General features: G+C 64.1%; 21 protein-coding genes. 11 read left to right on the forward strand and 10 right to left on the reverse strand.

Annotation, left to right across the window (positions count from 1 at the left end):
- The first annotated feature begins 2 nt into the window (after positions 1-2).
- From AC1RBA_RS25160 to AC1RBA_RS25205, 10 genes are all read left to right on the forward strand, one after another.
- Positions 3-977 carry an HlyD family secretion protein gene (locus tag AC1RBA_RS25160; protein ID WP_492420082.1) on the forward strand — a complete coding sequence of 325 codons (975 nt, stop codon included), beginning with the start codon at positions 3-5 and terminating at the stop codon, positions 975-977.
- Positions 978-983: 6 nt separating this feature from the next.
- Positions 984-2,165 carry an ABC transporter permease gene (locus AC1RBA_RS25165; RefSeq protein WP_492420083.1) on the forward strand — a complete coding sequence of 394 codons (1,182 nt, stop codon included), beginning with the start codon at positions 984-986 and terminating at the stop codon, positions 2,163-2,165.
- Positions 2,162-3,322, forward strand: coding sequence for an ABC transporter permease (locus tag AC1RBA_RS25170; protein WP_492420084.1), 1,161 nt, complete (start codon positions 2,162-2,164; stop codon positions 3,320-3,322). The genes AC1RBA_RS25165 and AC1RBA_RS25170 overlap by 4 nt, the downstream gene beginning before the upstream one ends.
- A gap of 112 nt (positions 3,323-3,434) precedes the next feature.
- On the forward strand, positions 3,435-5,015 hold the full coding sequence (locus AC1RBA_RS25175) for an AAA family ATPase (RefSeq protein WP_409026692.1): 1,581 nt from the start codon (positions 3,435-3,437) through the stop codon (positions 5,013-5,015).
- A gap of 2 nt (positions 5,016-5,017) precedes the next feature.
- Positions 5,018-5,485, forward strand: coding sequence for a hypothetical protein (locus AC1RBA_RS25180; protein WP_492420085.1), 468 nt, complete (start codon positions 5,018-5,020; stop codon positions 5,483-5,485).
- Between the two features lie 9 nt (positions 5,486-5,494).
- Positions 5,495-6,466, forward strand: coding sequence for a hypothetical protein (locus tag AC1RBA_RS25185; RefSeq protein ID WP_492420086.1), 972 nt, complete (start codon positions 5,495-5,497; stop codon positions 6,464-6,466).
- Positions 6,463-8,238 carry a VWA domain-containing protein gene (locus AC1RBA_RS25190; protein ID WP_492420087.1) on the forward strand — a complete coding sequence of 592 codons (1,776 nt, stop codon included), beginning with the start codon at positions 6,463-6,465 and terminating at the stop codon, positions 8,236-8,238. Before AC1RBA_RS25185 ends, AC1RBA_RS25190 begins: the two co-directional genes overlap by 4 nt.
- 82 nt (positions 8,239-8,320) lie before the next feature.
- Positions 8,321-8,914, forward strand: a complete 594-nt coding sequence (locus AC1RBA_RS25195) for a hypothetical protein (RefSeq protein ID WP_492420088.1) — start codon at positions 8,321-8,323, stop codon at positions 8,912-8,914.
- A complete protein-coding gene (locus tag AC1RBA_RS25200) occupies positions 8,911-10,290 on the forward strand; it encodes an AMP-binding protein (RefSeq protein ID WP_492420089.1) in 1,380 nt (459 codons plus the stop codon). Before AC1RBA_RS25195 ends, AC1RBA_RS25200 begins: the two co-directional genes overlap by 4 nt.
- Positions 10,287-11,321: an AAA family ATPase gene (locus AC1RBA_RS25205; protein ID WP_492420090.1), complete on the forward strand. Its 1,035-nt coding sequence runs from the start codon at positions 10,287-10,289 to the stop codon at positions 11,319-11,321. The genes AC1RBA_RS25200 and AC1RBA_RS25205 overlap by 4 nt, the downstream gene beginning before the upstream one ends.
- Positions 11,322-11,457: 136 nt before the next feature.
- On the opposite strand, the gene AC1RBA_RS25210 is transcribed toward AC1RBA_RS25205, so the two are convergent.
- Entirely contained in the window at positions 11,458-12,450 is a 993-nt protein-coding gene (locus AC1RBA_RS25210) for an AraC family transcriptional regulator (RefSeq protein ID WP_205602341.1), read from the reverse strand.
- A gap of 49 nt (positions 12,451-12,499) precedes the next feature.
- A complete protein-coding gene (locus AC1RBA_RS25215) occupies positions 12,500-13,786 on the reverse strand; it encodes an O-acetylhomoserine aminocarboxypropyltransferase/cysteine synthase family protein (protein WP_121669077.1) in 1,287 nt (428 codons plus the stop codon).
- A gap of 252 nt (positions 13,787-14,038) precedes the next feature.
- On the opposite strand from AC1RBA_RS25215, the gene AC1RBA_RS25220 reads away from it, so the two are divergent.
- A complete protein-coding gene (locus AC1RBA_RS25220) occupies positions 14,039-15,214 on the forward strand; it encodes a hypothetical protein (protein WP_139143027.1) in 1,176 nt (391 codons plus the stop codon).
- 41 nt (positions 15,215-15,255) lie between these two features.
- Here AC1RBA_RS25220 and AC1RBA_RS25225 read toward each other — a convergent pair whose 3' ends face one another.
- The 8 genes from AC1RBA_RS25225 to AC1RBA_RS25260 all read right to left on the reverse strand — a co-directional run bounded on the left by AC1RBA_RS25225 (position 15,256) and on the right by AC1RBA_RS25260 (position 25,816).
- Entirely contained in the window at positions 15,256-16,176 is a 921-nt protein-coding gene (locus AC1RBA_RS25225; RefSeq protein WP_492420091.1) for a carbohydrate kinase family protein, read from the reverse strand.
- Complete coding sequence (locus tag AC1RBA_RS25230) at positions 16,173-17,801, reverse strand: alpha-amylase family glycosyl hydrolase (RefSeq protein ID WP_492420092.1); 1,629 nt, start codon at positions 17,799-17,801, stop codon at positions 16,173-16,175. Before AC1RBA_RS25230 ends, AC1RBA_RS25225 begins: the two co-directional genes overlap by 4 nt.
- A 1-nt stretch (position 17,802) precedes the next feature.
- On the reverse strand, positions 17,803-18,693 hold the full coding sequence (gene malG, locus AC1RBA_RS25235; protein WP_492420093.1) for a maltose ABC transporter permease MalG: 891 nt from the start codon (positions 18,691-18,693) through the stop codon (positions 17,803-17,805).
- 10 nt (positions 18,694-18,703) lie between these two features.
- Complete coding sequence (gene malF, locus AC1RBA_RS25240) at positions 18,704-20,215, reverse strand: maltose ABC transporter permease MalF (protein WP_071654406.1); 1,512 nt, start codon at positions 20,213-20,215, stop codon at positions 18,704-18,706.
- Between the two features lie 148 nt (positions 20,216-20,363).
- A complete protein-coding gene (gene malE, locus AC1RBA_RS25245) occupies positions 20,364-21,584 on the reverse strand; it encodes a maltose/maltodextrin ABC transporter substrate-binding protein MalE (RefSeq protein ID WP_230506261.1) in 1,221 nt (406 codons plus the stop codon).
- A 110-nt stretch (positions 21,585-21,694) separates the two neighbouring features.
- On the reverse strand, positions 21,695-22,780 hold the full coding sequence (locus AC1RBA_RS25250) for an ABC transporter ATP-binding protein (RefSeq protein WP_070218274.1): 1,086 nt from the start codon (positions 22,778-22,780) through the stop codon (positions 21,695-21,697).
- Positions 22,781-22,864: 84 nt separating this feature from the next.
- Complete coding sequence (locus AC1RBA_RS25255) at positions 22,865-24,502, reverse strand: alpha-amylase family glycosyl hydrolase (RefSeq protein ID WP_492420094.1); 1,638 nt, start codon at positions 24,500-24,502, stop codon at positions 22,865-22,867.
- Positions 24,503-24,802: 300 nt separating this feature from the next.
- Entirely contained in the window at positions 24,803-25,816 is a 1,014-nt protein-coding gene (locus AC1RBA_RS25260) for a substrate-binding domain-containing protein (protein WP_070289745.1), read from the reverse strand.
- Positions 25,817-25,872 lie beyond the last annotated feature (56 nt).

The raw sequence follows: 25,872 nt of genomic DNA on the forward strand, positions 1-25,872 counted from the left end.
TAATGAGCACCTCCAAAAAACCATTGGCCATAGTCGCCGCCATCATCGTCCTCGGCTTCGTGGGCTGGGGCTTGTACCAGGCGTTCCAGCCGCAGCGCCTGCCTTTGCAGGGACAGATGGATGCGCAGGAAGTCAATGTCTCGTCGAAAGTGCCGGGCAGGGTGGGCGAGCTGTACGTTAAGCTTGGCCAGACGGTGCCGAAAGGGGAATTGCTGTTCCAGCTGACGAGTCCGGAAGTGGACGCGAAGATCGCGCAAGCGACGGCCGCCACGCAGGCAGCCGATGCCGTGGCGCAAAAGGCGCAAGCGGGTGCGCGTCCTGAAGAAATCGCCGCCGCGAAAGCCAACTGGGAGCGGGCGCAAACGGGCGCCACCATCGCCAGGACCACGTACACCCGCGTCAACAATATGTACGAGCAAGGCGTGATCGCGCAGCAGAAACGTGACGAGGCGCAAGCGCAATGGCGTGCCGCCGACCAGCTGGCGCAAGCGGCCCGCGCGCAATATGACATGGCGCAAAAGGGCGCCCGTCCGGAAGACAAGACGGCCGCCGCCGCCCAGGCGCGCCAGGTGGGCGCCGTGCTGACGGAAGCGCAGGTCGCCCTGGCGGAGACGAAGATTGCCGCCCCGGTGGCCGGGCAAGTCAGCAAGATCCAGATACAGCCCGGTGAACTGGCGCCGCAAGGCTTCCCCGTGATCACCCTGGTGAACCTCGATGACGCCTGGGCCGTGCTGCAGGTGCGCGAAGATGAAATGGCCGCGTTTGCCATGGGCAGCACGCATACGGCCAATGTGCCGGCGCTGAAACAGCAAGTGAGCTTCAAGGTCAGCTCAGTCGCCGTGCTGCCCGATTTCGCCACGTGGCGCGCGGCGCGCCCGGGCGGCACGGACTTGCGCACGTTTGAAATCCGGCTGCGCCCCGCCATCAAGGTCGAGGGCTTGCGTCCGGGCATGTCGGTTGTGTTTCCACCGCTCTGATACGCGATGAACGAAGCGGATAAGGGGCCGGTTTCTGCGCTGGAGCGCGAGTGGGCGCGGCTGCGCGGCGATTTCTGGGACTTCGGCATGCTCAGCTGGATTCCCATCGCGCTGTGCGGCATGCTGTGGCTGGTGTTTTCCGCCGGCATCGCGCGCGACTTGCCCATCGTCGTCATCGATAACGACAACTCGACCTTGTCGCGCCAGCTCACGCGCTGGCTCGACGCTTCGCCCGGCATCGCCGTGGCGGCCAAGGTGGCGTCCAGCGACGAAGCCCTGCATCGCTTGCGCGAACGCACGGCGTTCGGCTACCTGCTGATTCCGAACGATTTCGAACAAAAACTGCTGGGCGGCCGGCAAGCCACCGTGCAATGGCTGTACAACGCGCAGTTTTCCTCGCACGCGGGCGCCTTGCTGCGCGACGTGCGCACGGTCAGCACGACCTTGTCGGCCGGCATCGAAATGACGGCGCGCGTGAAGAAGGGCATGTCGGGCGTGCAGGCGGCGGCCCAGTTCGAACCGATACGCACGACACTGAACAGCCTATACAATGAAAACACCAGCTATGAAGCGTTTCTGACCCTGGCCCTGATGCCGGCCATGCTGCAGATTTTCATCGTCGTCGCCGTCGTCACGTCCGTCGGACGCGAGTTGCGCGACGGCACGGTGCCGCAATGGCTGGCCTCGGCCCATGGCAGTTGGCTGCGCGCCGTGCTTGCCAAGCTGCTGTTTCCCGTGATCGCCTACTGCGCGCTGGCGCTGCTGTACTTGCTGTTCTTCAGCCTGGCGCGTGGCTGGGCCGTGGCGGGCAGCTTGCCGGCCCTGTTGCTGAGCATGCTGCTGCTGGTGCTCGCGTATTGCGGCCTGGCCACCTTGCTGATCGCCGCCACCCTGTCCCTGCGCCTGGCCCTGTCGGGCGCGGCATTTATTACCGCACCGGCCTTCGCGTTCGCGGGACAGGCCTTTCCCCTGATGGCCATGCCGGCGCCGGCGCGCGCTTGGGCGGAAGCCTTGCCGCTCACGCACTATCTGCAATTGCAAACGAAATACTGGCTGGCCGGCGCACCGTGGCGTTATGGCGTGCAGGAAATGCTGATCTTGGCCGGCTTTGCCGTCGGCTGCGGCGTCGTGGGCGTATTCCTGCTGGCGCGCCGCGCGAATATGCCGGCGGCCTGGGGGCGCGCATGATCTGGCCGGCTTTTATCGCCACCTGGCGCGCCATGCTGACGGACAAGGGCGCGCTGACCTTGCTGTTTATCGGCGGCATCATCTATTCCTTCTTCTATCCCTTGCCATACTCGACGGAAATCGTCCAGCGCGTGCCCGTGGCCGTCGTCGACCAGGACCGCAGCGCCATGTCGCGCCAGCTCACGCGCTTCGCCATGGCCCATCCCTCATTGCAAGTCGTGGCCGTCACGCCGGACTTGCCCGTCGCGCAGGATTTATTGTGGCGCGACCAGGTCATGGGCGTGCTGATCATTCCCGACGGTTTGCAGACGGACGTGCTGGCCGGCCGCGCCGCCCATGCGCAGGTGGCGGGCAATGGCTTGTATTTGATGCTGAACAAGGTGGCCTTGAATGGCCTGGCGGAAGTGGTGGGCACGGTGTCGGCCGGTATCGAACTCAAACGCCTGGGCGCGGGCACGCCATCGACCGTGCAGGCCAACCAGCAGCGCTCGCCCATTGCCTTCGATGCCGTGCCCCTGTTTAACGTCAAGGAAGGCTATGGCGCGTATGTCGTGCCGGGCGTGGCGACCTTGATCGTGCAGCAGACCTTGCTGATCGGCATGACCATGCTGTTCGGCACCTGGTACCAGCGCAAGAGCTTCCCTGTGGCCGGCCGGCGCACGGCGGGCGGCTATGCGGGCATGCTGCTGGCGTTTGCCTGCGTCGCTTTCCTCAACTGCTGCTATTTCTTCGGTTTCGTCTTCTGGTTCCAGGATTACCCCCGTGGCGGCAACTTCGGCGGCATGCTGTTGCTGCTGGCGCTGTTCTCGCTGGCGGAGGCGGCGTTCGGCATGCTGCTGGGCATGCTGTTCCGCACGCGCGAACGGGGCACGCAGCTGATGATCGCCACCTCGATGCCGGTGCTGTTCCTCGCGGGCCTGACCTGGCCCGTGTCGTCCATGCCCGTCGTGCTGCAATGGCTGCGCTGGCTGCTGCCGTCCACGGCCGGCATCCAGGGCTTTGTCGCGCTCAACCAGATGGGCGCGTCGCTGTATGAAATCCGCCATGAAGTGGCGGGCTTGCTGGCCTTGCTGCTGGCCAGCGTGGCGCTGGGCTGGTGGCGCTGGCGCAAGCTGGAGGAAACCGTTGTCGATTTGAACAAGGCCGAAGGCACTTGATATGCAATAATTTCATTTCCGTAACCCCAGCGAAATGCTGGGGTCGGACCCTGAGGGTCCGACCCCGGTCCTTGGCTTTAGGGGTTGATTCGATGCCTTTTTGATGATTTCTATGTCTGCATTCAATTTGTTCCAGCGCTTGTCGCAAGCCCCCACCAAGCCCAAGGCCGCGCCCGCCGTGCGGCAGTTCGATGTGGCGGACCTGTACCAGGGCCCCATCGCGCTGGGAGCGGAAGGCGAGGCGCAAGCGCGGCCTTTCGATGAAAAGCTGCGCCAGGCGTATTTCTGGATCGTCAACCATGCCATCATCAGCCCCCACTACGACATCGAGTACAACGACGGCCCGTCGCAGACGTATTCCGTGGGCGACAGCCGCCGTACATTGAATTTGCCGTCGGCGCAAAGCTATTCGAGTTTTATTTTGCTGCCCCTGCTGACGTTCGCCACGCGCCGCAAATGCCTGTTTGTGGGCGGGCCGGGGCGGGGCAAGACGGCCAGCGCCCTGCTGATGGGCGTGCTGGCCGGTTCCACCGTCAAGGAGGTGAAACGCGCGATGCAGCATGGCCACCCGCAGATGACGGTGGCCGATTTGCTCGGCAATCCCTTACCGGCCGACCTGGTGAATGCGCAAAGCATGGACGATATCCGCATCGCCTGGCGCGCCTGGCTGGGCATGCGCGTGAAGATCGTCGATGAATACAACCGCATCCCCACGCGCACGCAAAGCGCGCTGCTCACCGTGATGGGCGACAATTACGCGGAAGTGCTGAACCATATTTACGAGTGCCCGGAAGCGGCCTGGTACCTGACGGCCAACGACGACCAGGGCGGCGGCACGTACCAGGTGATCGAGGCGCTGCGCGACCGGGTCGACGTGACGGTGCAGGCGCTGGCCTTCAACCCGCGCTTCCTGAACGAATTGCTGCTGCGCGTGGAAGAAAACGTGCGTCCCGAAGAGCTGGTGCCGCCCGATATCATCTTCACGGAAGGGGAGGTCGACCAGATCGGCGAGGCGATCCGCCAAGTGGGCATACCCGACGCCGTGCGCCGCCGCCTGGAATTTTTTGCCAGCCAGTTCGAGCTGTTCGAGACGGCCGGCGGCCAGTTCGAATACATGACCAAGGATACGGCCCGTTTGGCGGGCGCCGACCGGGGCGCCGCGCAGGCTGCCGACAATGGGCGCGACCGCCTGAAGGACCTCGGTTGCCAGACCTTGAACGGCATCTCCGTGCGCACCCTGATGGCGCTCATGATCTACGCCAAGGCCATGGCGTATTTCCGCGGCAATGGCGAGGTGGCGCTGGAAGACTTGCGCCAGGTGCTGCCCTTCGTCCTGCATAACAAGCTGCAGCCGGACCCGGACGCGCCGTTTTTCGCGCTGCCCGAAAACGCCGCCTACCGCAGCGACAGGCTGGGCTGGCTGCGCCGCCTGTTCGATTTGTCGAACGATGAATTCAACCGCCTGGACCTGGACCGCGACGATCCGGTGGGCGTGCTGTCGGCCGAATTCGACCTGGGCCTCGACGGCGTCAGCGAGCGCGAGACCCTGGCGCGCCTGAACCGCATCGAAAAGCTGATCGGCGAACGCACGAAGGGGCGCAAGCTGTACGGCCCCCTGTACGACGACCTGCTGAAGCTCAAATACCTGCATCAGCGCTATACCAACTACCGCAGCTGGCTGCGTTCGCAATGAGCGTGCCGCACTGTCAAGGCTTCCTGGAAGCGCTGGCCATGCTCAATGGCGAAGCGAGCGACCTGTGCGCGAGCTACGAATTATCACGCCTGCCCGACGCGCCCGATCTTGCCACGGCGCTGGGCCTGCGCGTGGAAGACCATGCCTTGCACGTCATCGAACCGGCACGCCACTTGCCTGCGCCCTTGTGGCATATCAATGCGGCGCCGTGCGGGCGCGCGCAGCTGGAGCAGGTGTGCCAGCGCTGGTTTTTCTCGTCGCGGCACATGCAGGCGGCGCCACCGGGACGCTTCCGCGCGCAGCTGGTGGCCGCCTTCCTCGCATCGCTCGACGAGGCGCTGGGCGGTTTTTCCACGTATGCCGTGACGATGACGCCGCCCGCCGGTTTCTGGTACGCCATCCACTGGGACGAGATCGCGTTCGAACTGGGCGATGAACGCTATCTGCTGCACTTTTCGCACAGCGACTGAGGGGCCGCGATGATCTCTCCTGCCTTTGCCTCGCTACTTGCCAGCGGCCGCGCCCAGTTCAATGCGCGCGCGGCGGAAGCACGCCGGCGCTTTCCCTCGCTCGACATGGCCGCCTTCGGCGCCTTCTTGCTCGACGGCGTCGATCCGCTGATAGTCGCCGTGGTCGCCGCCGCGCCTGAACGGGCGGGCGGCGTGACCCTGGCCGCCTACGACATGGCCCTGGAACTGGTGGGCCATGGGCTGGCCGGTCCGGCGGCGAAAAATCCGTTCTTGAATACCGTCTGGCGCGAGCTGGCGCCGCAGTTTGCGCCGCTGCTGGCGATGGCGCCGGTCGACGTGCTGGGCATGCTCAGCAACGCCGCCGTCCACATCGCCTCCGTGGCGGGGGCGCGTCCCGCGCAGTGGCAGCGCGAGCTGGCCGCCCTGGCGCCGCAGGTCGCCACGCTGGCGCAGCTGCGTGCCGTGGGCCAGGTGCTGGCGTGGCGCGCGGGCGTCGCGCATTTTCGCCAGGGCGCGCTGGCCGCCGCCGATACCTTGCCGCCGGACTTGGCGCTGGCCGCCTTTGGCGAACCCGGTGCGCCATGGCCGCAGGTGCATGCGCAGCTGATGGAGTATCCGTGGCGCGGCAATGCGGAGGGCCGCGAGTTCGGCAGCTTCACAGGCCTCGGTGGCGACTTCGGCGCGCCGCCGCAAGTGCGCGCTGCGGCGGATGGTTTTATCGTGCGCAGCGGCGAGCGCCATTACCTGCTGGTGGCCGACGCCTTTGGCGCCGTGCTGCACAGCGCCACGGCGCAGGAGTTCGAGCAGGCGCAAACAAGCATGCCGGCGTCCGTGCGGCTCGATGGGACGACCCTGCAGATCGGCGCGCGCCGCATCGAACTCGATGTGCCGGCCGGCGACATCGCCATCGCCGCCAATGCGCATACGGTCGCCGTCACGTCGCCATGGACGCACGCGATCCGCCTGCTGCCACTCGCATGAAGAAGATCACCGACACGGCGCTGATCGAGGCCTGGCGCGCCGCCTGGCCCGAGGCCCTGGCCGTGTGGAGCAAATTTACACGCTTGCGTGACCCCAGCCTGTGCGCCAGCCGCGTCGAGGCCAGCAAGCAGGGCCTGTCCGGCAGCTTCGCCATGATCCGTTTGCTGGACCAGAGCGTGGTGGTGGACTTGCCGCTGGTGACGGAACTGGGGCTGGACGACTATGCGCTGGAAATCCTCGCCCATGAAATCGGCCACCATATCCTCGCGCCGGGCAGCGCCGGCGACCAGTTCCGTTTGCTGGCGCGCATGCGCCGCGCCTTGCCCACACTGGAGCAGCACGCGCCCATGGTGGCCAATCTGTACACGGACCTGTTCATCAACGACCGCTTGCAGCGCCAGGCAAATCTGCGCATGGCCGACATCTACCGCAAGCTGCAGCAGGGGCGCACGGTGGACGCGCGCGCCAAGGGCAGCGGCGGCGTATGGACCTTGTACATGCGCATCTATGAAAACCTGTGGCAGCTGGAAAAGGGAGAGCTGGGCGGAGCAGGGGCTGAGAACGAGGCGGACGAACGCCTGGACACGGACGCCTGGCTGGGCGCGCGCCTGATACGCGTGTATGCGAACGACTGGATGCTGGCGGCGGGCCGTTTCGCCACCTTGCTGCTGCCCTACCTGGTCGACGATACGGACGCCCTGGGCCCGAGCCGCTATCTGCAGGACACGCGCGACGCGGCCCGTGGCTGCCAGACGTATGGCGCGCAGCAGATCGAGGATGACGAGGAGGGCGGCGCCATCCACCCCGTGCACGACAAGCGCATCTCGGGCCTCGATGGCGAGGAACCGCAGGGCGAGGCGCCGGCCAGGCCGGGCGGCGGCCAGCTGCGCGAACCGTTCGAGCTGGGCGACATTCTGAAGGCCTCGGGCATCGACCTGAGCGACCATGAAATCGCCATCCGCTACTACCGCGAGCGGGCCTTGCCGCACCTGGTAGCGTTTCCCAGCCGCCCCGCGCCCGAGTCGCAGGAGCCGCAGATGGAAGGGCTGGAAGCGTGGGAAATCGGCGATCCGCTCGAGGAAATCGACTGGCTGCAATCCGTGATGCAGTCGCCGCGCCCCGTGCCCGGCGTGACGACCGTGCGCCGCGTGTATGGCCGCGAACCGGCGCGCGCCATCGACGCCGTGCCCGTCGACCTGGACATGTACGTGGACAGTTCCGGCTCCATGCCGAACCCGCAGGCGCACACCTCGTTTTTGACACTGGCCGGCGCCGTCATCGCCTTGTCCGCCCTGCGCGCCGGCGCGAAAGTGCAGGTGACCCTGTGGAGCGGCAAGAACGAGGTGATGCAGACGCCCGGCTTCGTGCGCGATGAAGACCTGATCCTGGGCGTGCTGACGGAGTTTTTTGGCGGCGGCACCTGTTTCCCCATCCACTGTCTGCGCAAGACCTATGCGGGCAAGCGCGAACGGCCCGCGCACATCCTGATGATTTCCGACGATGGCATCACCACCATGTTCGACAAGGATGAACTGGGCAACAGCGGCTGGGATATTTCCGCCAAGGCGCTGGCCCAGGGCGGCGCGGGCGGCACCATGGCCCTGAACCTGGCGCGCGACTGGGATGGCGCGGCGAGCCACAAGTGGCTGCAGCAGACCTATGACGATTTAAAACGCGCGCGCCGCGAGCAGGGCTGGGATATCCACGCCGTCGAGCGCTACGAGGACTTGCTGGACTTTGCGCGGGCGTTCAGCCGGCGCCACTATGTTTAAATCCGGGGTCAGACCCGCCGGGTCTGACCCCAGCCTTTGCTTTTCGGGCTAAATTTGCACATCACTGTATAAGAAAAGGCCCATGAATATCTCTGGTCCCCACCTCGAAACCTTAACCCACCGCCTGGCCGACACGCCCGTCGAATTCTTCGCCGAGCCCCGTATCGCCGGTGTCGCCAATGCGCAGGCGGTGGCGGTGGCCGCGCTGGTCAACGACATTGTGCTGCTGCATGGCGCGCGTGCGCCTGCCGCGTCCCTGCAGGGTTTTATCGGCGCGCAGGTGAAGGCGGACCGCAACCGGCTGGCGCTGGCCATGATCCTGTGCTGGCTGCTGGCTGACGAGTGGTTCATCGCACAGCGGTTGCCGCAGCATGATCTGCTGCAGGTGCTGGGCGAGGCGGCGCGCGAACTGGCCGCCAGTACGCCGGCCCACCAGTTCACGCAAGACTCCGAGCGGCGCGAGGAACTGGCGCGCATCGTGCTGGCGCGCCTGGGCTTTCGGCCCCGCGATGAAAGCGTGGCGCAGGCGACGGACAGATTGTCCGCCATCAGCGGCACGGAGCGCCGCCGCCTGCTCGAAGCGAGCCGGCTGGCCGAACAGCGCGCGCGGGAAATCCGCGAGGCGCTGGCGAAGAAGGCGGCCGAGGAATCTGCCGACAAGTGGTCGCGCGAATGACGCTCGCTGGTAAACCTGACGTCAACCTGCCGGGCGGTGCCTGGGAATCGGACCGCGACTATTGTCCCACCCTGACGCCGGCGGGCGCGCGCATGCTGGAAAAGCTGCGCAGCCATCCTTGCGCGCCCCGCTACCGCAACCGCAGCGGCAACAAGCTGCTGGCCGAGGAAGTGGCGGCCTTGCACGCCTACGAGCAGAAAGTCATGCAGGCGGCGATCGGCTGGAGCGCCGCCGAGCCGCCACCCTGGCTGGCGGAGTTTCTCAGGGCGACCTACGCCACGGTGCCGCATTACCGCGCCTGCGGCTCGCCCCCCGCGCGCCTTGCGGACGTCGCGCCCATCAGCCGAGCCGAACTGGCGCACGATATCGCCGCCTTCGTGCCCGACGATGCGGACCTGGCGCGCATGATCAACTTCCAGACGACGGGAACCACGGGCCACCCGCTGCTGATCGCCTCGCACCCGCTGGTGGCGGGGCGCTATCTGGCCTTCCACAAGCGCGCGCTGCGCCGCTTTGGCGTGACCCTGCGCCATGGCGTGGGCCAGGTGGGCGTGATGCTGCTGGGGCACCAGCGCCGCTGCTTCACCTATGTCTCCGTCACACCCACGATGGGTGAATCGGGCCTGGCGAAGATCAACCTGCACCCGGATGACTGGCACCAGCCTGAAGACCGCGCGCGCTACCTCGATGCCATGGCGCCCGAGCTGATCGCGGGCGACCCCATCTCGTTTGCGGAGCTGCTGACCTTGCCCATGACGCACAAGCCGGCCGCGCTGCTGTCCGTCTCGATGATGTTGTTGCCCGGCATGCGCGCGCGGCTGGAAGCGCGTTTCGGCTGCCCCGTGCTCGATATCTATTCGCTCAATGAAGTGGGACCCGTGGCCGTCTACGACGAGCGGGCGGGCGGCCATGTGCTGCTGCAGCACCGCTTGTACGTGGAAATCCTCGATGCTGCGGGACAGCCCGTGCCCGATGGCGCGCGCGGCGAAATCACCGTGACGGGCGGTTTTAACTTTTGCCTGCCCCTCGTGCGCTACCGCACGGGCGATTACGCGTCGCTGCTGCATGGCCCGCATGGCCCCGTGCTGATGGGCCTGGCTGGCCGCAGCCCCTTGCGCTACAGGACGGTCAACGGCGACTGGATCAACAATATCGACATCACGCATGCCCTGAAACCGCTGGCCATCGCCCTGTTCGGCGTGCATCAGCATGGCGACGGCGCCGTCGCGCTGCGCCTGGCGCCGAACGCCATGCCGCAGGCTGACCGTGCGCGTGCCTTGCTCGCGCCTTTTTTCGGCGCCATCACGGTCGAGACCTTGCTGGCGGAAGACAAGATCATTCAATACACCTCGGATTTGCGGGAAGCGGCAGCATGAAGCTCCATAAACGCGGCCTCGTGGTCGGCAAATTCTGTCCGCTGCACCTGGGCCATGAACTGTTGATACAACGCGCCATGGACGGGTGCGAGGAACTGCTGGTGGTCAGCTATACCAAGCCGGAATTTCCCGGCCTGGAACCGGTGCGCCGGGAAACCTGGCTGCGCGCGCAGTTCCCGTGGGCGCACATCGTGGTGTTGGACGATGCGCGCCTGGCCGCCCTGTGCGCGGCGCGCGGCGTGCCGGCGCGGACCTTGCCGCACAACGACGACGATGGCGAGCTGCATCGCCACTTCATGGGCTGGCTGTGCTGGACGGTGCTGGACTTGCCCGTCGATGCCGTCTTCACCAGCGAAGAGTATGGTCCCGGCTTCGCGCGGGTGCTGGAACGGCATTATGCAAGCGGGCCGGTGGCGCACGTGAGCGTGGACCAGGCGAGGAGCCTGGTACCCGTGTCCGGCACCCTCGTGCGGCAAGACCCGCATGCGCGCAGCGCCTTCCTGTCGCCCGTTGTGCGCGCCGATTTCGTCACGCGCGTGTGCGTGCTCGGCGGCGAGTCGAGCGGCAAGACGACTTTGACGCAAGCGCTGGCGCGGCATTTCGAGACGGCCTGGGTGGCCGAATACGGCCGCGAACTGTGGGAAAGCCAGGACGGCGTGCTGGCCTATGATGATTTGCTGAAGATCGGCCGGGAACAGCTGCGCCGCGAAGCGCAGGCGCTGTTGGCTGCGCGGCGCTGGCTGTTTTGCGATACCTCGCCCATGACCACGTATTTTTACTGCGTCGAGATGTTCGGCAAGGCCGAGCAGGAACTGGCGCAGCTGGCCGAACACCGCTATGACCTTATGCTGCTGTGCGCCCCTGATTTCCCCTTCATCCAGGACGGCACCCGCCGCGACGAGGATTTCCGCGCGCGCCAGCATGCGTGGTATCAGGCCGAGCTGGCGCGGCGGGGGATCGCCTATGTCAATGTGTCAGGTTCCGTGGATGACAGGGTCAGGCAGGTGGCGCAGGTGCTGACGGGATCTTAATGGCGGATGCGTGGCGTACGCGGCGGTGTCGGATTACGCTGCGCTAATCCGACCTACGCTGTTGCTACGGCGGCGCACGCGGATACCGCAGGGTAGGTCGGATTCGCGGCGCATGCCGCGTAATCCGACGAGATTGTTACAGCGGCCGCACGGGGATGCAGATCTCGCAAGAGAATTCGCCGGTGGCCGGGTCCATCGCCGTGGCGGCGGCAAAGCGCTCGAAGCAGGGGCGCTCGTCCCACTGCAGGCCGCTGGCCGGCAGCCATTCGCGCGCCATGCGCGTCCACGCGTCGGGGATGGCGCTGGACGGTCCCTTGAATTGCGCCACCGCGTAACGCCCGCCTGGCAGGGTGGCGAGGCTGGCGCGTCCGGCTGACTGGAAGCCGTCGGGCACGGCGACGCAGGCGTCGTAGCGGCATTTTTCCGGCGGCGTGATGCTTGGATCGTCAAGGCCGATGCCGTAGCAGGTGGCGTCGCCCAGGCCGTGCGACTGCATCCACGGTGATACGGTGTCGCGCCAGAAGGCGCTGATGGCGGGGCCGTAGGGGCCGATATGGCGCTGGCACGCGACGGTGACGGGCGGCAGGTCGAGGATGGTGACTTGCATGGGACTCTCTCTATCAAGTGGATTGGAGTGCCCATGGTGCGGGAAGTTCGGCCCGTATTCCTGATCGGTATTGCGCATGGCCTGATCCGGATTGCTATCTTGCCGGCGCAGGCGCATGGCCGCGAGCATGGCGGCGTTTTTCGCGGCAATGCCGGCGCGCCAGGCTGTCGGCGTGCAGCCGAATTTCAGCTTGAAGGCGCGCGCAAACGCTTCGCCGGAACCGAAGCCCGTCGCCAGCGCGATGTCGAGTATCGACTCGCCGGGACGGCAGGCCAGCCGCAAGGCGGCCGATTCCAGGCGCCGGCGGCGCGCATAATCGCCCAAGGTTTCACCCATCCAGGCGGCGAACACGCGGTGAAAGTGGAAACGCGAAAAATGCGCGACATCGGCCAGTTGGGCCAGGTCCAGCGGCGTGTCCAGGTGGCGGTCGATATGGTCGAGCACGGCATTCATGCGGCGCGCGTATTCGGCGCGGAACAGCCCGGACGCCCGCTGTTCAGGGGGAATAGGAGGGGAAGACATGCCGCCGATTATGGCATGAACTCCCCTGGGAACGGCGCGAAAAAAAGTCTTACGCCGCGTTCAAGGCCTGTTCCAGGTCTTCGCGCAAGTCGTCGATATGCTCGATGCCCACGGACAGGCGCAGCATGTCTTCGGACACGCCCGCCTTGGCCAGTTCCTCGGGATTGAGCTGGCGGTGCGTGGTCGATGCCGGGTGGGTGGCCAGCGACTTGGCGTCGCCGATGTTGACCAGGCGCGTAAACAGCTGCAGGGCGTCGAGCACGCGGGCGCCGGCAGCGCGCGGGTCTTCGCTTGCCGCCAGTTTCAGGCCGAAGGACAGGATGCCCGAGGCGCGGCCGTGCATGTATTTTTTCACCAGCGCGTGGTCCGGGTGGTCTTCCAGGCCCGCGTAATTGACCCACGCGACTTTCGGATGCTGCTTCAGGTGCTTGGCCAGGGCCAGCGTATTGTCGCAGATGCGGTCCATGCGCAGGGCCAGCGTCTCGATGCCCTGGATCAGCTGGAAGGCGGAGAGCGGCGAAATGGCCGCGCCCATGTTGCGCAGCGGGACGACGCGCGCGCGGCCGATGAAGGCGGCGGGGCCGAACGCTTCCGTGTAGACGACGCCGTGGTAGGAAACGTCCGGTTCGTTCAGGCGCTTGAAACGCTCCTTGTGTTCGGCCCACGGAAATTTGCCGCTGTCGACGATGGCGCCGCCCACGGTGGTGCCGTGGCCGCCCAGGTATTTGGTCAGCGAATGGACGACGATGTCGGCGCCATGCTCGATGGGGCGGAACAGATAGGGGCTCGGTACGGTGTTATCGACGATCAGCGGGATGCCGTGCGCATGCGCGATTTCGGCCAGTTTCGCCACGTCCGTCACGTTGCCCAGCGGGTTGCCGATCGATTCGCAGAAGATGGCCTTGGTGCGCGCGTCGATCAGGGCGGCGAAGGTCTCGGGCTGGCGCGCGTCGGCGAAGCGCACTTCGATGCCGATCTGCGGCAGGGTGTGGGCAAACAGGTTGTAGGTGCCGCCGTACAGCTGGCTGGCGGAGATGAAATTGTCGCCCGCTTCGGCGATGGTCTGGATCGCGTAGGTGATCGCCGCCATGCCGGAAGCGACGGCCAGCGCGGCCACGCCGCCTTCCAGTGCAGCGACCCGCTTTTCCAGCACGTCCTGCGTGGGATTCATGATGCGCGTGTAGATGTTCCCGGCGACCTTGAGGTCGAACAGGTCGGCGCCATGCTGGGCATTGTCGAAGGCGTAGGCCACCGTCTGGTAGATGGGGACGGCGGCGGCCTTGGTGGTCGGGTCGGGGGTGTAGCCGGCGTGCACGGCCAGGGTTTCGATTCTCATGTGGTCTCCGGTTCGAATGGTCTGCGATGGTGAAGCGTTTGAAATTCGCAGCCATTGTGCCATGCCCCCGTTAACTGCTTGCTACGCTTGATAGAATATTAAGTTATAAGCTAATTGCTTCCTCAAATTTTGCGCGCGCAGCAAGCGCGTCAACGTCCTGGGTACGCTGCAGTATCCACACGCTGCACTGGCGAACACAACACCGGCCGGCAGTGCGCAGCGACGTTATTAATTTCGTTTGACTAATTGGCCATGTCGCGCCGCTTTCAGATGGCAGTGGCTTTGCGCGTACTTCAAGACAACCATGGCAGTACGCTTGCCGTCCATCCCCTCCTTTTTGGGAGCACGCAATCAGATTGCGCCGGCGCCGCATACCCGCCGTCAGCAGGTGCTAGACTACTTGATCAACTGACCCAACGGCAGGAGGAAAATGTGACTGTTCCTAACGAAACATGGTCCGAGCGCTTCGAGCGCGAATTCGAAGCTGGTTTAGCACTCCTTCGGCGCCGTCCGCTACTTGCCATTATTTTTGCAGGTGGATTGATTTTTTTTGCATGGCATCAGTTTTTCAAAACAAAAGATTTGTCGCCCGCCGCACCGCCTGCTGCGCCACCAACAGCGACGCAGAAAATGCTCCCACCCACAAGCGTGGGCGACGTGGCGTCGGCTACGAGTGAGTCCATGGCCCAGCCGGTTGCGCAAGCAATTACACCGACACCATCGCAGTCTCCAGTATCGGACACGCCTCCCGCCATATCTGCTACGACCGAAACGGCGACGCCCCCAATGACCGTTCGCCGGCTAGCCACAGTTGCGTTGACTGATTATTTTGATAAGCCGATTCTGATTGGCGATACGAGAAAGGACGTGCTAGAAAAAATCCCCAATGCAACTTTTGGCCAAAGGGGCCCAGGGATATTCGCCAGCATATCAACGAAATTTCTCGACCAATTCCCAGGCGTTGCAACTTTATTTTTTTCAAATGACGGGGTGACTCAAGTTAATTTTCTTTATGGATTTTCAGGTTCAACGATGCGAAATTATCGGCTGCATGGCACTGACGATGATTGGGAAGAAAAAATAACGACTAATGGCGAGGATATGACATACGTCGAGGCGACTGCAAAATGCGCATCTTTTCAGCATCTACGAGCGGAATTGACCCGGAAATTTGGAGCCGCAAAATCGATACGTGATATTCCTTTTATCGCCCCGGAAAATGATTCACGGACCAGAAGTTATAGGCAGCCAGTGGAAGATCGATTCGATGCGACCTATACTAATGCGGAAGTAAACTTGCACATCGTGGCTTATGATTTTGCATTCATACGTGAACAGACTCACACAATCATGGCAAAAGATAAACTGTCGCACAGATCTTGCTCCATTCGTGCGGAGTTCACTAAAAACGTCAAGACGATTGAGTGACTTGCAATCTCGCCCTTAGGCGGCTCACGTCCCCCCCAGGCTTACCAAGGCGGGTTTGCTTGGGAAACAGCGTCGTATTGCTGCAGCTCTGCCTGGCCGATGAACCGTTCATGCGTGCCATGCTGGGCGCAGGCAAACGCGCCGCCGATGGCGCCGCGGCGCATGGCTTCGTCGAGCGGCAATCCTGCCAGCCAGGCGTGCAAAAACGCGGCGACGAACGAGTCGCCCGCGCCATTCGTGTCCACCACGGGCAGCTTCAATCCCGCCGTCGGAGTGTGGCGCACGGACGCGCTGCCCCGTTCCAGCAGGTAGGCGCCGTGCGCGCCGGCCATGGCGATCACGGCCTGCGCGCGGCCTTGCCAAATAATTTCGCGCATGACGTCGTCCCGACGCTCGCCCAGCGCCGCCGTGCTGAGAAACACCAGGTCGGCGCGCAGGGCAAAGACCTTGTGGTGCGGGTTGACGCCATCCCAGTCGTGCAGATCGGTCGATACCGTCGTGCCGCACGCTTGCGCGTCGTCAAACAGTGCGGCCACCCAGCCCATGATGGAAAAGTGCGCGTGGCGCGCCGGTCCCAGGTAGGGAAGATAGAAAGCGGCCGGCATGCGCAGGTCTTCCGGGTGGCGGCCGTCGTACAGCGACAGTCTGCGCCCCTGTGGGTCGACCAGGTTGACGCTGCGCCGCGTGCCCGACGGTTCGACGATGTGCGAAAAATCGAGTTTGGCTTCCTTGTAACGCTGCAGGATGGCCGCGCCTTGCGCATCGTCGCCGATGAAATCGATGAACTTGCAGCGCAGGCCCAGCGCGTGGCAACCGAGCGCCACGCCATTGCCCGTGTGCGCCACGTAGTCGCGGATGGGGGGCACGTGCAGCGAATCGGCCACGGGCAATTGCAGGTCGGGGACGCGCACGATCGTGTCGATGCCGGCGCCGCCGACCACCAGGATGTCATAGGTACTCATGGTGCAGCCTTTTCTAACAGGACGGTGCCGGCCGCGTGTACCGCGACGGTGCCATCTTTGACGATACAGGTTTGATTGGTGTAGGCGTCGCGCAGCAGGGTGCCATCGGCGAACACGCCGTGCACCTTCAGTGAGAGCGCGCCTTGCGCCTCGGGCACGGCGATGACGGCGTCACCATCCATCACGCGGGCGAATGCGTACGGCTTGTCGTTGATGAACCGGTGTTCACCGCGCGCCAGGGCAGGGTGGCGCAGGCGGAACTGGCCCAGCTTGCGCGCATGCGCGAGGGTGGCGGCATCGAGCGAGCCCCAGTTCATGCTTGACCGCGTGGCCTGCTGTTCGTCGCCGATGGGCGCCGTGCCAGGCTGGCGCGCGCTTTCATCGCCATAGAACAGCTGCACGCCGCCCGGCGCCAGCAGCAGGGCGGACAAGCCGTGCTTCAATTGATCGCGCGGGAACAGGCTGGTGTCGTGCGAGGAGATGTACGACAGGATGTCGTGGCGTGGCTCTTTCGCCAGTAAGCCCGCGTACTGGCGATACACGCCGTCGATGCTTTTCCAGTCGCCGCCCGCGCGGTGTTGAAAGTCGAAATTGATCATCGAGTCGAAGCCGGCATCAAACCAGCTGCTGCGCTCGGGGCCATGGCCCCACGCTTCGCCCGTCATCCAGAATGGCGCATCGTCGATCTTCTGTTCGGGATGGCGCGTCTTCCAGTCGGCCAGGGCCTCGGTGGCGGCCGCGCGCATGGCCAGCCAGCTGGCCGGCTCCACGTGCTTGACGGTGTCGGCCCTGAAACCGTCGACGCCGAATTCGCGCACCCAGTCGGCCAGCCAGTGCACCAGATAACCGCGCACCGTGGTGCCGGGCAGGGCCACGGCGCGCGTGTCCGTCTTGCGCTGCAAAATCGGCGGCAAACCCACGGCCTTGCCGCTTTCCGTGCGGAAGTCGGGCAGGTAGGCCAGCTGCATCGTGTAATCGTCCTTGCCGCCATCGGAATAGCCGGGCAGGCCGGCGCGTACCCAGTCCGGCCCCCACCATTGCTTGAATTCGAAGTTGTTGTAGTCGATGAAGCTGTGATAGTCGCGCAGCGCGGCCTTGTCATGGCCGGCCCACAGCACGGGCACCTTGTATTCGGCCAGGGTGCGCAAGTCCGCATAGCCGGGGTGGTTCAGCACCACGTCGAACAGCACGCGGATGCCTTGCGCGTGCGCCGTGGCGATCATCTCGCGCAATTCGTCGCGCGTGCCCATGTTGGCGTCCATGGTCGTGTAGTCGAGCGCCCAGTAGCCGTGGTAGGCATAGTGCTGGAATTGCTGCTTGCCGCCCACCACCCAGCCGTGGATCTGTTCATACGGCGCCGTGATCCACAGCGCGTTGATGCCCAGTTCCTTGAAATAGCCGGCTTTGAGCTGCTGCGTGATGCCGGCGATGTCGCCGCCGTGAAAGCTGCCCACGTCGCCGCCTTGCGGGTCGGCGGCGCGGCCGTAACTGTGGTCGTTGCCGGGATTGCCGTTGGCGAAACGGTCCGTCACGGCAAAGTAGACGATGGGGTTCTCTGCAAAGCTGCCCGCCTGCGCCGGCAGGCTGACGAGCAAAGCGGCGAGGGCGGTCAGCACGGTCTTCATGTCAGCCCTTCACGCCGCCGGCCGTCAGGCCGGAGATCATCCATTTTTGCGCCAGCAGGAACACGGCCGTGATCGGCAAGCCGGACAAAATGGCCGCCGCGGCGAAGTCGCCCCACAGGTATTTTTGCTCGTACAGGAACAGTTTCGAGCCGACGGCCAGGGTCAGGTTGTTCTGCTCATGCAGCAGCACGGAAGCGATCGGGTATTCGATGATGGCGCCGATGAACGACAGCAAAAACACCACCATCAGGATGGGCACCGTCATCGGCAGCAGCACGTAGACGAAGGCCTGCCACTGCGTGGCGCCGTCGACCTTGGCCGCTTCCTCGATCTCGACGGGGATGGTTTGATAGTAGCCCTTGATGGTCCAGATATGCAGGGCGATGCCGCCCGTGTAGGCCAGCACCAGGCTGCCGTGGTGGTCGATGCCCAGCCATGGCACGTAGCTGCCCAGCACGTCGAAGATGGCGTAGATGGCCACCAGGGCCAGCACGGCGGGGAACATCTGCAGCAGCATCAGCGCGGAGAGCGTCTGCGACTTGAAGCGGAATTGCATGCGCGCAAACGCATACGCGCAGGTGGTCGACAGCAGTACGGTGACGGTGGCGCTCATGCTGGCCACCTTGATGGAATTCCACAGCCACAGCAGCACGGGGAAGTCCGGCTCGACGAGGGCGCCGTTGGGCGCCTGGTAAGACATGCCCAGCGCCAATCGCCAGTGCTCGAAACTGATCTCGGGCGGTATCAAACTGCCCGAGGCGAAGTTGCCTGGTCGCAAAGAAATCGACAAGATCATCAGGAAGGGGAACATCACCAGCGCGATCAGCGCGATCACGGCGATATGGGCCGCCAGGATGCGCCAGCGGTTGGAACGGTCGACAACGATAGCCATATGCTGTCCTTTATGCTTTGTTCATGCGCGTCAGGCGCATGTTGACCAGCGAAATCGCGGCCACGAGGAAGAAGATCAGGGTCGAGATGGCGGCGGCCAGGCCAAAGTTCTGGCCGGAATCCTCGAACGCGATGCGGTAGGTGTAGGACACGAGCAAGTCCGTCGTGCCGGCCGGTAACGTTGTGTCGAGGAAATCGGGACGCCCGCCCGTCAGCAAGCTGATCAGCACGAAATTATTGAAATTAAAACCCAGGCTGGCCACCATCAGCGGCGTCAGCGGCTTGATGATCAACGGCAGGGTGATCTTGAAGAAATTCGTCAGCGGTCCCGCGCCGGCCAGGGCCGACGCTTCGTACAGGTCCGACGGGATCGCCTTGATGAGACCCATGCACACCACCATCATGTAGGGGTAGCCGAGCCAGGTGTTGACGATCAGGATCATGGCCTTGGCCAGCGTGGTGTCCGAGAACCAGGCGGGCTTGATGCCGAACAGGGCGTCGAGCACGAGGTTGATTTCGCCGAAGTTGTTATTGAACAACCCCTTGAAGACGAGGATGGAAATGAAACCGGGCACAGCGTATGGCAGGAACAGCAGGGTGCGGTACAGGCCGCGGAAGCGCAGCGCATCCCAGTTCAGCAGAACGGCCAGCACCATGCCCAGGCCCGTCGTGGTGGCCACGCTGATCAGGGCGAAGACGATGGTCCAGACGAAAATACGCAGGAAGGGGCCGCGGAACGCTTCATCGGAGAAGATTTTCACGAAGTTGGCAAAGCCCACATTGACCTTGAAGCCCGGTTCCAGTTTCGTGCCGTCCGGCATTTCATAAAAGCCCGTCTTGAAGTTCGGCGTCACGAGTTCGCCCGTGGCGACTTTTTTGAGGGTCTTGTCCGGCAATTGTTTGTAGACATGCGCGACGGGGCCGAATTCGCGCAAGCCCACCATGCGCAGCTCGATCCTGTTCGGCAGGACCAGGGTGAGCAGCTTCAAGTCCTTTTGCAGGGCGATGATGTCCTTGATGGGCAGGGCAGGGGCCAGCACGGGCGCCTGCACGGGGTCAGCCGGCGCCACGTCCACCTTCAGCGGGACGGCGCGCTTCAGGGCCAGCGGCGGCGTCAGCAGCACTTCGCCCGTGTCCGGGCTTTCCAGGCGCAAGCGGTATTCCTTGTTGTCGGCATGCACGGTCATGGCATAGCCGGCGCTTTCCACGCGCTGCGTCTCGTCGAGCAGGTATTGCGTGGCCCTGTCATAGGTGAGCAGGTTGCGCGAACTGAAATTGGTAAAGCCGATCGACACCGTGTACACCATCGGCAGCAGCACGAAGACGATTACCGCCGTGATGCCGGGAAACAGATAACGGTAGGCATAGGCGCGCGGCGACGTGAAGACAAACGTCGTCAGGGTCAGCAAGCCGAGGAAAACGGCGGCCAGCATGGTCTGGCCGGAAATGTACAACATGAAGAGCAGATACAGACCCAGCGCCATGCTGATGGTCAATACCGTAGGGCCGATAAACTTGCGCACGATGGGATACCTGTGAAGATGGATGCTGGATGTCAAGCGTGGTGGCGTAGGTCGGATTAGCGGCTGCGCCGCGTAATCCGACATCAGCCGCCAACAATGTTTGTCGGATTACGGCCCTTCGGGCCTAATCCGACCTACCTAAAGCTAATTAGTTGGCGGTCGTAATCCGCTTCGCCGCCGCATCCAGGCCATCCTTGGTCGTCTGGCGGCCCTGGGTGATGTTTTCCAGCGCCGATTGCATCGACGACCAGAAGCGGCCCATTTCCGGATTGTTCGGCATCGGGCGGCCCGCTTGGGCGCTTTCCATCGTCGCCTGGATGTTCGGATTGGCTTTCAATTCCGCGAACAGCACCTTGTTCGCTGGCGTGCCCAGCGGGACGTCGGCGTTGATGGTTTTCAGGCCATTGAGCTGCAGCATCTGGTTTTCCAGAAATTCCGTCGCCAGGTCCTTGTTCGGACTGGCTTTCGAAATCATCGCACCCAGCACGCCCACGAATGGGGTGGCCGTCTTGCCTGCCACGGTAGGAATCGTTGCCACGCCGTAATTGATCTTCGATTTGCGCGCATTGTCCCACGACCATGGGCCGTTGATCATCATGGCGATCTTGCCCTGGTTGAAGCCCGCTTCCATCTCCGCGTAGCCCGCGCCCTTCGGCATGGCGCCGCTGTTGATCAGGCTCATCAGCGCATTCACGCCGGCTTGCGAACCGGCATTGTTCACGCCGGTTTTCGCTGCATCGTAGCGGCCGTCGGACTTGACTTCAAACGGGAAACCGCCGCCCGCGCCCAGCAGCGGCCACGTGAAATAGGTATTCGTGTAATCCCACAGGATGGCTTTCTTGCCTTGTGCGGAGAGTTTCTTGTCCAGCGCGGCGATTTCCTCGAAGGTCTTGGGCGGGGTCGGCACCAGGTCCTTGTTGTAGACGAGGGCGACGGCTTCGATCGAGATCGGGTAGCCCCAGGTCTTGCCGCCCACGGTAAAGGCATTCCAGGCCAGCGGCAGGATGGCGGCGCGCGCTTCCTTGCTTGGCGTTACTGGTTGCAGCAAGCCTGCGTCGATCCAGCCGCCGATGCGGTCATGCGGCCAGATCCAGATGTCCGGGCCCTTGCCGGCGGCGGCCGCCTGCTGGAATTTGTTCGGCGCATCTTCCGGATGCTCGACGACGACCTTGATGCCCGTCTTCTTGGTGAATTCTTCGCCGACCTTGGCCAGGCCCTTGTAGCCTTTGTCTCCATTGATCCAGATCAACAGGGTGCCTGCTTCGGCCGCGTTCGCCATGCTGACGGCGGCCAGGTTGCCGATGCCGGCCAGGGCGGCGGCGATCAGGGTGGTTTTGATGAAGCTGCGTTTCGGGTGCGTGAAGGACATGTCAATCTCCAGTATCTTTTTTTATGCTAAGTTTATGTTGAGTATCAAGGCTGAAACGATGCAACCAGGCCAGGCGGCGCCTGTAGCGCCTGGCCCCTAAAGCGGATAGATCAGGTGCGGGTCTGGCCGTGCTCGTCGAACACGTGGACGCGGGCGGGCGCCACCTGCAGCGATACGGACTGGCCAATCGCCCAGTCCGTATCCGCATCGGCGCGCACCACCAGCGGCTCGTCGCCGCCCGGGACGTGCACATACAGATAGCTGATGTCGCCCAGTTTTTCCACCGCCTGCACGGTGGCCGTGATGGCGGCAGCGGCACCGGGCGCGCATGCCTGCACGTGCTCGGGGCGCGCGCCGACGGTGACGGGCATACCGCTGGCCAGCGGCTGCGTCAACGCCGCCTGCAGCATGCCGCCCGCGTTGGTGGCGATGGTGGCCACGCCGTCGATATAGCTGTGGATCTTGCCTTTGAGGAAGTTCATGCGGGGCGAACCGAGGAAGCCGGCCACGAACAGGTTGGCGGGATGGTGGTACAGCTCGAGCGGTGCGCCCACCTGTTCGATGCGTCCCGCGTTGAGCACGACGATGCGGTCGGCCAGGGTCATCGCCTCGACCTGGTCATGCGTGACGTAAATCATGGTCGAGCGCAATTCGCGGTGCAGATTCGCCAGTTCGATGCGCATCTGCACGCGCAAGGAGGCGTCCAGGTTCGACAGCGGTTCGTCGAACAGGAAGACGTCGGGCTTGCGCACGATGGCGCGGCCGATGGCGACGCGCTGGCGCTGGCCGCCCGACAAGTCTTTCGGCTTGCGTTCGAGCAAAGGTTCGATGCGCAGGATTTGCGCGGCGCGCTGCACGGCGTCGGCGATCTGTACTTTACTCATGCCGGCCAGTTTCAGGCCGAAGGCCATGTTCTGCGCCACGCTCATGTGCGGGTACAGAGCGTAGCTCTGGAAGACCATGGCGATGCCGCGCTTGGCGGGCGGGACGTCGTTCATGCGCGTCTTGCCGATGAACAAGTCGCCGCCGCTGATTTCTTCCAGGCCGCAGATGCTGCGCAGCAAGGTCGATTTGCCGCAACCCGACGGGCCCACGAAGACCATGAATTCGCCATCGGCGATTTCCAGGTCGATGCCGTGCAGGGTTTGCACGTCGCCATATGCCTTCTTCAGGCCTGTTAACTTCAGTCCAGCCATGTCGTCCTCGTTCTCTCAATTTGGCCCCGCTGATGCGCGGGGCTCGTTATTGTAATTGGCGGCATGGCCGCCAAAGGGTACTGTTTAAGCGTGCGTGCCGAACCAGCCGCCATGCGGGGGCAGGCTGATCTGCTGTCCATCTTTACTGCCTGGCAAGCCGTGACCGGCCAGGCCGGCTGCTGGCCCCGCGTCAGGCCAGGCGAAGGTGACCGCCTCCGTGCCCAGGTTGAAGGCAGCCAGCACGGACGGTTGGCCGGGCAAGTCGCGGCGCAGGGCCAGCACGGGTTCCGGCGCATCGAAGAAGACGATGTCGCCGCGCAACAACTGCGGCAAGGTACGGCGCCAGGCGAGGATGTTTTGCGCAAAGCGCAGCGGCGAGCCGGCATCGTTTTCTTCCACATCCACCGCGCGCGCCAGATGCTCGGGCGGCACGGGCAACCAGGGTTTTGCCGAACTGAAGCCGCCATGCGGCGCGTCAGATACCCATGGCATCGGCGTGCGGCAGCCGTCGCGGCCCTTGAACTGGGGCCAGAACGGGATGCCGTACGGGTCTTGCAGCGCCTCGAAAGGAATGTCCGCTTCCGTCAGGGCCAGTTCATCGCCCTGGTACAGGCAGGGCGTGCCTTTCAAGGCCGCCTGCACGGCCAGCACCACCTTGGCCAACGACGGCGACGGGTTCTGGCCACCCCAGCGCGTCATGACGCGCACGCTGTCGTGGTTGCCCACGGACCAGGAAGCCCAGCCGTCGGCCACTTGCGCCTCGAATTCTTCCACCTGCTTGCGGATATGCGCGGCGGAAAACTCGGCCGTCAGCAGGTTGAAACTGTAAGCCATGTGCAGCTTGTCGGCGCCCGTGTAGGCGGCCATCGTGGCCAGCGCATTGTCGTCACCCACTTCGCCGATGGAAATGGCCTGGTATTCATCAAGGATGGCGCGCACGCGCTGCAGGTAGGCGATGTTTTCCGGCTGCGTCTTGTCGTACATGTGCGCCTGCATGCCGTACGGGTTGATGGCCGACACGCTGCTCGCATCGCGCTGCGCGGCGGGCGGATTGTCGCGCAGCAACTGGTCGTGGTAGGGGAAATTGCAGGAATCGAAGCGGAAACCGTCGACGCCGCGCTCGAGCCAGAAACGCAGATTGTCCAGCTGCGCTTGCTGCACGGCCGGGTTGTGGAAGTTCAGGTCGGGCTGGCTGACGAGAAAATCGTGCAGGTAGTACTGGCCGCGGCGCGGCTCCCATTGCCAGGCGGAACCGCCGAACACGGACAGCCAGTTGTTCGGCGGCGTGCCGTCCGGTTTCTGGTCGGCCCACACATACCAGTCGGCCTTGGGATTGTCGCGGCTGGAGCGGCTTTCCACGAACCACGGGTGGACGTCGGACGAGTGCGACAGCACTTGGTCGATCATCACTTTCAGGCCCAGTTCATGGGCGCGCGCCACCAGGCGGTCGAAATCGGCCAGGGTGCCGAACATGGGATCGACGTCGCAGAAGTCGGCCACGTCGTAGCCGAAGTCTTTCATCGGCGACGTGAAGAAGGGCGAGATCCAGACGATGTCGGCGCCCAGGGCGGCGATGTAATCGAGCTTGGAGGTGATGCCGGGCAAGTCGCCGATGCCGTCGCCATTGCTGTCGAGGAAGCTGCGTGGATAGACCTGGTAGATGACGGCGCTGCGCCACCAGTCGGCGGGCAGGTGGGCGAGATTGTTCTGAATGGTCGGCATGAATGTTTTCTTAAAAGTGCCTGTAGCCTTGGCTATCAGGGCGGCGCTGCTGGTTGGTAGGCGAACGTCTTATTTTAAAATTCAAAGCGCTTTGGGTATGAAATGAGTATAGTTCAAAGCGCTTTGAAAAGTAAAGCGATACACGCGCCAGACATACGATTTTTTTATGAGGATGATTCAGGACAACAAGACGGGAGAGCCGGGGTCAGACCCGCCGGGGGAATGCGTCCCGGTGGGGCGCATTCCGATCACGCAGTGACTGACCCCGGTATTTCGCGGATTGCGCGGTGCGAGGGGAAATCAGGCGCGGACTACTGGTCCCGCCGATTCCCCTGGCAGCAGTTCGCATGGCCACAGTTCCTGCAGGTCGGTGACGGGCGTGCCGTCCATCAGGGCCAGCAGCATGTGGATCATCTTCGCGCCGGCGCCGCGCGGGTCGGGCTGGACGACGGTGGTGACGTTATGGCCGGCCAGGGAATCTTCCATCACGCCCCAGACGATCAGCGACATTTCGCGGCCGATGGCGATGCCCGCGTCGAGCAGGGCGCGCACGGCGCCCACGCCCGACATGTGGTTATCGACGATGACGGCGGTGGGGCGGGGCGAGCGGGCCAGCAGGCGCTGCATGGCCTGGTAGCCGGCGCGGCGGTCGTGCGCATTGTCGACCAGATTGTCGGGATCGACGGCCAGGCCGCCCGCCTGCATGGCGTGCTGGAAACTCTCGACGCGCTGGCGCACGAAGTTCAGGTCTGGCGTGGCGCTGATCAGGCCGATGCGCTGGTGGCCCAGCTGCGCCAGGCGCTCGACGGCCAGGCGCATGCCCGCTTCGTTGTCGTAGTCGAACCACGCATGTGGCTGGTTCAGCTGCGTGCGGCCATGCGCGACGAACGGCATGCCCTGCTGCGCCAGGTAGGCGATGCGCTCGTCGAACGGTTTCGTGCGCCCGACGATCAAGCCATCGATGCGGCGGCCCTTGACCATGCGTTCATACGTGTGGAATTCGTTGGTGGCCGAGGCGGGCGCGATCATCATGTCCATCTGCTGCGCTTCCAGCGCTTCGGACATGCCGCCCACGATGTCGATGAACATGGGGTCGGCCAGGTCGTTCGGCATCAGCGGGTAGATGATGCCGACGATGTTCGTACGCCCCACGGCCAGGCTGCGCGCCATGGGATTGGGGCGGTAGCCGGCCGCCTGCGCGGCGGCCAGCACCCGCTCGCGCGTGCGTTCGCTCACTTCTGGATAGCCATTCAAGGCGCGGCTGACGGTGGTTTCGGATATTCCTAGCGTTCTGGCGAGATTTTTGAGGTTCATGAATGCTGCGTATGGGGTGGGTCGGGAGCGATGCGGTGCGATGAAGGGTAGTTTAT

Source organism: Janthinobacterium sp. GW823-FHT03B06 (genome assembly GCF_058796955.1).